Annotated in this window: 9 protein-coding genes; 7 read left to right on the top strand and 2 right to left on the bottom strand. The window is 65.0% G+C overall.

Going from position 1 to position 8,358, the window contains the following annotated elements:
* Positions 1–13: 13 nt before the first annotated feature.
* The 7 genes from EN914_RS15440 to EN914_RS15410 are packed head-to-tail and all read left to right on the top strand — an operon-like array spanning position 14 to position 6,396.
* Positions 14–706: a helix-turn-helix domain-containing protein gene (locus tag EN914_RS15440; protein WP_024503956.1), complete on the top strand. Its 693-nt coding sequence runs from the start codon at positions 14–16 to the stop codon at positions 704–706.
* A 3-nt stretch (positions 707–709) separates the two neighbouring features.
* Positions 710–1,789 carry an extracellular solute-binding protein gene (locus EN914_RS15435; protein WP_023809407.1) on the top strand — a complete coding sequence of 360 codons (1,080 nt, stop codon included), beginning with the start codon at positions 710–712 and terminating at the stop codon, positions 1,787–1,789.
* A gap of 24 nt (positions 1,790–1,813) precedes the next feature.
* Positions 1,814–2,722: an ABC transporter permease gene (locus EN914_RS15430; protein ID WP_032899336.1), complete on the top strand. Its 909-nt coding sequence runs from the start codon at positions 1,814–1,816 to the stop codon at positions 2,720–2,722.
* A complete protein-coding gene (locus EN914_RS15425; RefSeq protein ID WP_024503958.1) occupies positions 2,719–3,507 on the top strand; it encodes an ABC transporter permease in 789 nt (262 codons plus the stop codon). Before EN914_RS15430 ends, EN914_RS15425 begins: the two co-directional genes overlap by 4 nt.
* Before the next feature lies 1 nt (position 3,508).
* Complete coding sequence (locus tag EN914_RS15420) at positions 3,509–4,618, top strand: ABC transporter ATP-binding protein (RefSeq protein WP_024503959.1); 1,110 nt, start codon at positions 3,509–3,511, stop codon at positions 4,616–4,618.
* A gap of 29 nt (positions 4,619–4,647) precedes the next feature.
* Entirely contained in the window at positions 4,648–6,030 is a 1,383-nt protein-coding gene (locus EN914_RS15415) for an FAD-binding oxidoreductase (protein ID WP_024503960.1), read from the top strand.
* Positions 6,031–6,039: 9 nt separating this feature from the next.
* Positions 6,040–6,396: a cupin domain-containing protein gene (locus tag EN914_RS15410; protein WP_024503961.1), complete on the top strand. Its 357-nt coding sequence runs from the start codon at positions 6,040–6,042 to the stop codon at positions 6,394–6,396.
* 17 nt (positions 6,397–6,413) lie between these two features.
* Here the strand turns inward: EN914_RS15410 and EN914_RS15405 are convergent, their stop codons facing one another.
* Together EN914_RS15405 and EN914_RS15400 are read right to left on the bottom strand one after the other, a co-directional pair.
* Positions 6,414–6,680 (bottom strand): BrnA antitoxin family protein, encoded by a 267-nt coding sequence (locus tag EN914_RS15405; RefSeq protein WP_024503962.1) that lies wholly within the window; start codon positions 6,678–6,680, stop codon positions 6,414–6,416.
* Positions 6,681–6,779: 99 nt separating this feature from the next.
* Positions 6,780–8,358: molybdopterin dinucleotide binding domain-containing protein (locus EN914_RS15400; protein WP_164778746.1), on the bottom strand; the 1,579-nt coding region annotated here is incomplete at its 5' end.

Raw genomic sequence — 8,358 nt, 5'->3', positions numbered from 1 at the left:
CCCTGAGATCGCCATGAAAATCGCTGCGGATCACGCACTCAACGACAATGCCGCGACCAGCGCCGAAGCCCGCCGCTCGACGGTATTGGGCGATCGGATCAAGGCCTATCGCACGACGCGGCGCCTGACGCTGCGCCAGCTCGGCGACATGATCGGCACCACCGCCAGTTTCCTGAGCCAGCTCGAGCGCGGCCTTTCCGGCGCCAACACCAGCACGCTGATGCTGATTGCCAATGCACTCGGCATCAGCCTCGCCGATCTTTTCGACGAATGCGAAGTGTCGCCGCACGCGGTGCTGACACGCAGCGAGCGGCCGGCGCTGCCGACCAGCGAAGGCTACCGCAAGACGCTGCTGTCGCGCCGGCCGATCCGCGAGATGGAAGTCTATTGCGGCGAGTTCGCCGTCGGCGGCTCGACCGGCGACGTGCCCTACACGCACGGCAACGCGAGCGAGATGTTCCTCGTGCTGCGCGGACGCGTGCAACTGACGCTCGGCGAGGAGAGCTTCACCCTCGAAGAGGGCGATAGCATCGAATATTCGACCTCGACGCCCCACCGGACGATCAATGTCGGCGATACGGTGGCCGAAGTGCTGTGGATCATTGCGCCGCCGACCAGCGGCGCCGTCGACCTCGACCAATATGTAGCCCGGAAAACGCTCGCGCCCGGCCTACCAAAATCAAACAGCGAGCCATCGGAGGGTTAGAAAATGGGAAGCAGATCAAGATTGGCCGGGTTCGTCGGCGCCGCCGCACTGGCCTTGCTTGCGGCCGCCGCTCACGCGCAGAACGCGCCGCCGGCCGGGACCGTGGTGGACGGCTCGCTGAAGGGAAAGACGCTGACCTTCGTCTCCTATGGCGGCATCTACCAGGACGGCCAGGTCGCCGCCCTCAAGGAATTCGTCGACAAGAGCGGCGTCAAGCTTTTGAATGATGGGCCGACCGAAATCGCCAAGCTCCAGGCGCAGGTCGAATCAGGCAATGTGACCTGGGATGTCGTCGATACGGACGATTTTCCGCCCTTCGTGCATTGCGGAAAACTGTTCCAGAAGCTGGATTTGACCAAGCTCGACATCTCGCACATCCCGCCCGGACAGGTCGGCGAGTGCAGCGTGCCGGCGATGAACTACGGCATGGTCCTGATGTACAAGAACGACACGTATAAGGACAATCCGCCGAAGGACTGGAAGGACTTCTTCGACACCGCGAAATTTCCCGGCACCCGCGCCATCGACGGCAGCGGCAGCCCGCTCGGCGGCCTGATCGAACAGGCCATCCTGGCAGACGGCGGCAAGGTCGACGCCATGACGCCGGCCGACATCGACAAGGGCATCGCCAAGATCAAGGCGATCGGTCCCGACACGATCTTCTGGAAGACGGGCGCAGAATCCCAGCAGCTCGCCGAATCCGGCGAGGCCGACATGATCATCATGTGGACCGGCCGCGCCATGACGGCGGTCAAGAACGGCGCTGCCTACACGCCGGTGTGGAAGGACTGGCTGGTCGTCATGGACCAGCTGACCATCCCGGTCGGCGCCAAGGACACCGACGCTTCCTACGCGCTGATCAACGCCTATCTCGGCAAGAAGTCGCAGGAGATCCTGACCGAGCAGACCTCCTACTCGCCGATCAACAACGAGGCACAGCCGAAGGTCGACGCATCCGTCGCCGCCTTTCTGACCAACACGCCGGACCACGCCAAGCTCGGCTATCAGCAGAACATCAAGTTCTGGGTCGCCAACTTCGCCGCCGCGTCCGACAAGTGGACAGCGCTGATGGCCGGCAACTGAGCCGGCTACCGCTAAGGTGACGGCGTGAGCCAGACATCGCATACGCCGACGGCCGGGGGTGATCATCCTCGGCCGCCAGGTGCCGTGCGGGCGCCGCAGCGGCGCCCGCACCTTGCTGCCTATCCTTCGCTGCTGGCGATGCCCGCCTTGGCTTTGCTCATCGCCGCGATGGGCTATCCCTTGCTGACCGTCACGCTGCGCAGCTTCTCGGACCCATCTTGGGGCTTGCAGAACTATGTCTGGTTCTTTTCCACCCCGGTGAACGTCACCGTCCTGTGGCGCACCTTTTCCATCGCAGCCTGGGTCACCATCGTTTGCGTCATCGCCACCTACCCCTATGCCTATCTCATGACGGCGGTCGGACCGCGCCTGCGGCTGGTCCTCATCCTGTGCGTTTTGGTGCCGTTCTGGGTCAGCGGCGTGGTGCGCACCCTGGCCTGGGTCATCCTGCTGCAGGATTCCGGCATCATCAATTCGGTCATCAGGCTGCTCGGCTTTGACGGCGTGAAGCTGATCCGCACGCAGACCGGCGTCGTCATCGGCATGGCGCAGGTGCTGCTGCCGTTCATGATCCTGCCGCTCTATTCGGTCATGCGCGGCATCGATCTGCGCCTCGTGCAGGCGGCGCGCAGCCTTGGTGCGCGCCCGGCACGCGCCTTCCTGCAAATCTATCTGCCGCTGTCGCTTCCCGGCGTTTTCGCCGGCGCCATCATCGTCTTCATCCTGTCGCTCGGCTTCTACATCACGCCTGCCCTGCTCGGCGGCCCGCGCAGCACCATGCTGTCGACGCTGGTGCAGAGCCAGGTGCTCAGCCTGCTCAACTGGGGCCGCGGCGGCGCCATGGGCGTCGTGCTGCTGGTCGCGACCTTCGTGCTTCTGGCGCTCGCCGCCCCGCTGATGCGCCAGCGCCACAAGCAGGCGTCCAGATCATGAGGCTGGCACCATCCCGCCTTCTGCTCGGCCTGTTCTGCCTGCTGGTCGCCGTCTGGCTGGTGATGCCGACGCTGGTCATCATCCCGATGTCGTTCAACGAGAAGAAGTCGCTTGCCTTCCCGCCCTCCGGCTTCTCATGGCAGTGGTACGCGAATTTCTTCACCAACCCGGATTGGCTATCGAGCTTCTTCAATTCGCTGAGGGTCGCGGGCCTCGTCGCCGTCGCCGCCACGCTGATCGGCACGCTGGCGTCGCTCGGCCTCAGCCGCATGAAACATTCCGGCGCCGGCCTGCTGCGCGCCATCCTGATCACGCCGATGATCGTGCCCGGCGTGGTGCTGGCGATCGGCATCTATGCCGTTTACCTTGATTACCAGCTCGTCGGCACCACCACCGGCTTCGTCATCGCACATACGATGCTGGCGATCCCCTTCGTCATCATCGCCGTGTCGGCAAGCCTCGAAGTCTTCGACGCGCGGCTGGAGACGGCGGCGGCAAGCCTCGGCGCCAACCGCTTCACCACATTCCGCACCGTGACCTTGCCGCTGATCGCGCCCGGCATCCTGTCCGGGCTTTTGTTTGCCTTCGTCACCTCCTTCGATGAGATCATCGTCGCGCTGTTCATCACCAGTCCCTACCTGAAGACCTTGCCGGTGCAGATCTTCACCAGCATCACCCGCGACGCCGATCCGACGGTGACGGCCGTCGGAACCATCATCTTCATTGCCACGACGCTGATCATCAGCGCCGGGCTGATCATCAGCTCGAAATCGACGAGGAGTTGAGATGACTGCGAGGAAACGCGGCGCGGCCATCGACATCAAGGGCGCAACCAAGCGCTACGGCAATTTCACCGCACTCGACGATGTCAGCCTGCATATCGAGCCGGGCGAGTTCATGACGCTGCTCGGCCCCAGCGGCTCGGGCAAGACCACGACGCTCAACGTCGTGGCGGGCTTCACCGACCTCACCTCCGGCGACCTCGCCGTTGGCGGCAAAAGCATCGTCGCCCTGCCGGCGCACAAGCGCAACATCGGCGTTGTCTTCCAGCACTACGCGCTGTTTCCGCATATGACGGTCGGCAAGAACGTCGCCTATCCCCTCACCTTGCGCGGCATGGACAAGCAGGCGCGCGACCGTCTCGTCGTGCGCGCGCTGGACATGGTCAAGATGGCCGACTTCGCGCATCGCTATCCCTCCGAACTTTCCGGCGGCCAGCAGCAGCGCGTGGCGCTGGCGCGCGCCATCGTCTTCGATCCGCCGCTGCTGTTGATGGACGAACCGCTCGGCGCGCTCGACAAGAAACTGCGCGAATGGCTGCAGCTGGAGATCAAGCGCATCCACCGCGAACTCGGCACCACCTTCGTCTATGTGACGCACGACCAAGAAGAAGCGCTGGTCCTGTCCGACCGCATCGCCGTCTTCAATCAGGGCCGCATCGAACAGGTCGGAACCGGCCGCCAGCTCTACGACGAGCCGACGACCCTGTTCGTGGCCAAGTTCATCGGCGAATCGACCAGTTTGCGTGGCACCGCCCTGACGTCCGGAAACGAAACCAGCCTGACGATCGCCGGCCAGAAGATCGTGGCCAACGGCAAGCTCGCCAGCGGCAGCAAACCGGTGGTCCTGCTGCGGCCGGAGAAGCTTTCGCTTGCCGGCACCAACACGCCTCCCGCCGCCGGGCAGAACAGCCTCACCGGTCAAGTCAGCGAGGCGATCTATCTGGGCTCCGGCTCGAAATACCAGGTGACGTTGCGCGACGGCTCGGTCGCCATCGTACGCGCGTCGCTGGAAGCCACACCGTTCTCGATTGGTGACACGGTCGATCTGCGCTGGTCGGTCGTCGATGCAAAACTTCTTGCCGACGACGACCGCGCCGACATGACGATGACCTGACCGCTCTTTTCCCCGCAGGATTTTTAGACATGGACGCCAAAGTCAACGGCAACGTCTCGTTCTGGTATGCCGACATCGGCCTGCCGCCCTATCGCGCGCCGCTTCCGGGCGATCTCGAAGCCGATGTCTGCATCGTCGGCGCCGGCTACACCGGCCTGTGGACCGCTTATTACCTGAAGAAGGCCGATCCATCGATCCGCATCGCCATCGTCGAGCGGGAGTTCGCCGGCTTCGGCGCGTCGGGCCGCAATGGCGGCTGGCTGTCCGGCGGCTTCAGCTGGTCGCGCGAGAAATATCTGCAGACCTCGACGCGCGGCGCTGTCATCGACATGGAAACGGCCATGCATGGCACGGTCGACGAAGTGATCAAGGTGACCGAAGCCGAAGGCATCGATGCCGACATCCGCCGCGTCGACAATCTGACGGTGGCGACCAACCCGCCGCAGCTCGAACGGATCAACGCCGCCTATGCCGATGCGATCGGCTGGAGCGTGCCGAGCGAGCGTGTCAGCCTGATCGGCCAGGCAGAGGCCAAGGCCCGCATCAACATCAGGAATGTGCTTGGCGGTTATATCCACCACGGCACCGCGCGTGTGCAGCCGGCCAAGCTGGTGCGCGGCCTGTCCGAAGCCGTCGAGCGGCTCGGTGTGCCGATCTACGAGCAGACAACCGTGACCGGCATCGAGAAGGGCAAGGTCACGACGAACCGCGGCACCGTGCGCGCGCCGATCATCATCCGTGCCACGGAAGGGTTCACGGCCGGCATACCAGGCAATGAACGGCTCTGGCTGCCGCTCAACAGCGCGCAGATCATCACCGAGCCGCTGCCGCAATCACTGTGGGACGAGATCGGCTGGGAGGGCCATGAGCTTCTGGGCGACTCCGCGCACGCCTATTGCTATGCGCAGCGCACCAGGGAAGGCCGCATCACCATGGGCGGACGCGGCGTACCCTATCGTTACGGCTCGCAAACGGATGTGCGCGGCCAAACGCAGCAGGCCACGATCGAAAGCCTGCACGCGATCCTCACACGGCTGCTGCCGCAGACTGCGAAGCTTCGCATCGACCACGCCTGGTGCGGCGTGCTGGGCGTGCCGCGCGACTGGTGCACGACGGCAGGGCTCGATCCGCAAACCGGCATCGGCTGGGCCGGCGGCTATGTCGGGCTCGGCGTCTCGAGTTCCAACCTTTCAGGCCGAACGCTGCGCGATCTCATCCTGCGCCGCGACACCGAATTGACCCGCCTGCCCTGGGTCAACCGAAAGGTCAGCAAATGGGAACCCGAGCCAATGCGCTGGCTCGGCGTCCACTCGATGTATCAGCTCTATCGCGTTGCCGATGAGCGCGAGGAAGCCGGCCTCCAGCACACGTCGAAACTGGCCGCGATCGCCGACCGCATCACAGGACATTGAGAGACTACCATGACCGACTTCCAGACCTTCGCCCACCTCGCCTCCATCGACCTCGGCGAGGCTGAGCCCAAGCCGACCTCGATCAGCGGCGATCAGTTCGAAGCCTCGACGACGCTGTGGACCTCGCCGGATGGCGCACTGGAAGTCGGCGTCTGGGAGTGCACGCCGGGCCGCTTCACGGCCTCGCGCGAGACCAATTCCGAAACCTGCCACATCGTGTCAGGCCGGGTCTCGCTGCATGGTCCCGATGGCCGCAGCGAGGACGTTGGTCCGGGCGAAATGCTGGTGCTGCCGAAAGGCTGGAAAGGCGAATGGACGATCCACGAGAAGACGCGGAAGCTCTACATCCTGCACTTCGAAGCGTGAGCCGGCTGGAACAGCCGCTACTCGTCGTCTGAACGATCACCCCCGGTAACGATCGGCTTGCCTTCTATCACACGCCGCAAGGCGTCGTTGATGCGGTCCTGCCAGCCGGGTCCATCCTCCTGGAAATGGTCCAGCACGGCGCGGTCGATTCGGATCGAAACAAGCTCCCTGACGCCTGGAGCGGCCGTGGGCTCTCGGACCGGGGCAGCCGGCTTCTTCACCGGCTTGAAAGCCGCCTCGGCGGCCGCCATCGGATTTGTCGGTCGGCGCGGAGGATTTGCCATTGGATGACCCTGACTGAGGATGATTCGTGCGCGACGTAGCACGCCTGAGCCACCATAGCCCAACCAGCACCGTCGCGCAGGCCCCTTTGGTCATGACAATCACTCGGCCGCCTGGAGGCTCTGTGCGTCGATGATGACCCTGATCTCGGCACGGCAGGAGCCGCAATTCGTGCCGGCATGCAGGGCCGTGCCGATTGCCGCGACACTGCCGCAGCCGCGGCGTACCGCTTCCGCGATCTGGTTGGCGCCGACGCCGAAACAGGAGCAGACGATGGCGCCGCGATCGACGTCGACCCCGCCCGGCCGCCCGGCCACGATCGCCAGCCTGTCGCGCCGGTCGACATGATCGACACTCAACTGTTCCGCCGCCCAGCCGCGCGACACGGCGACCGGGCCGGGCGCGACGAACAAGGCCCCGGACAGTTGGTCGCCGTCGAAGGCGGCGATGCGATGCTGGCCGGCGTCGCGGTCATGATAGGCGAGGATTTCGGCGCCCACTGGCGCGCCGAACAGTGATCCGGCAAAGCCGGCCCAGTCGATGTCGTCTTCGGCAAAGGCAAGCTCGACCCGCCAGCCGCCCTTGCATTTGGCCACGGCCCAGTAGGCCGCGGTATCGGGCTCAGGCCTGCGCCGCGTCACCGCGAAGCCGAAGGCCTTGGCCGCGAATTTCTCGATACGGGCGGCGACATGTTTCAGCGCCGGCTGACCGGAAATGGGATCGGTCAGCGGCGCGGTCAGCGTGTCGAGCCGGCCCTTTGCCGAGAACTGATCGGTCCAGTGCATCGGCGCAAACAGGCTGCCCTGGCGCTGGCGCGCCGTCACCAGCGCGCGCACCAGCACATCACCGCGCGGGCTGGAAACGCGCGCTATGTCGGCGTCACCGATGCCGAAGCGCTGCGCATCCGCCGGGTGGATTTCGACGAAGGGCTCGGCGATGTGCTGCGAAAGCCGCGGGCTTTTCCCCGTCCGCGTCATGGTGTGCCAATGGTCGCGGATGCGGCCGGTGTTGAGGATCAGCGGATAATCGGGGCTGGTGCGGATTTCCGTGGTGGGACGGATGGCGATGAAGCGCGCCTTGCGGTCGGGTGTGAAGAAGTTGCCGTTGGCGAAGAAGCGAGCCTGGAGCCCAGTCGTGCCGACCCCTTCTGGCCAACCTCCAGCTTGAGCGCCCCCCTCTGGCCTGCCGGCCATCTCCCCCTCAAGGGGGGAGATTGGCAGCTTCGCCGACTGCTTTCGCTTTGCGACGTTGTGAATTGGCGAGGACGGCCATGACAGCCGATCTCCCCCCTTGAGGGGGAGATCGCCGGCAGGCCAGAGGGGGGCGCCTTGGCTCGGCGCTGGCCATTGGAACGGCTCAAGCGCCTCATATCCCTCCGCATCAACCCCGGCATAAGCCCCGATGTCGAAATCCCGCGCACCATCATTCTCGAAACCCGACAGCGCGGCATGCTCGGCAAACACCTCCGCCGGCGACGCGTAGGAAAACGCCTCACCAAACCCCATCCGTTTGCCCACCTCGGCAATAATCCGCCAGTCAGGCAGCGCATCTCCGGGCACGCGCAAAAACGCGCGCTGGCGCGACACACGGCGTTCGGAATTGGTGACGGTGCCATCCTTCTCGCCCCAGGCGGCGGCGGGCAGCCGGACATGGGCGTGGCGGACGGTAGCGGTCCGGGCC

Source organism: Mesorhizobium sp. M7A.F.Ca.CA.001.08.2.1 (assembly GCF_003998455.1).
Lineage (GTDB): Bacteria > Pseudomonadota > Alphaproteobacteria > Rhizobiales > Rhizobiaceae > Mesorhizobium > Mesorhizobium ciceri.
This window is presented reverse-complemented; position numbering and strand designations above follow the sequence as displayed.